Source organism: Priestia sp. SIMBA_032 (assembly GCF_046535215.1).
GTDB lineage: Bacteria > Bacillota > Bacilli > Bacillales > Bacillaceae_H > Priestia > Priestia aryabhattai.
Window position 1 is genome coordinate 1 of the sequence record NZ_JAWRXD010000885.1, and the last position, 263, is coordinate 263.

The window sequence follows — 263 nt, forward strand, 5'->3', positions numbered from 1 at the left end:
CTCGATGAATAATGCCTTCACTATGAAACACCGATACAATTTCTAATATTTTATATAAAATCTCAAAAACTTCACGTTCTGTATATACATACCCATCTATGAAAATATAATCTTCAAAATTTTTACCAGGCATGTACTCCATTACAAAGAAGCTCTTTTTCTCCCATATGAAATGATCATATAGACTAGGAATTGCATGATGATTCAATGTTTGTAAAATCATTTTCTCTTGTTCAAATGATTTTCTACCAGACTCATATCTT

General features: G+C 29.3%; 1 protein-coding gene. It reads right to left on the reverse strand.

The features are described 5' to 3' along the window. On the reverse strand, positions 1-263 hold a 263-nt coding region (locus SB717_RS36860), incomplete at both ends, for a protein kinase domain-containing protein (protein ID WP_410908038.1).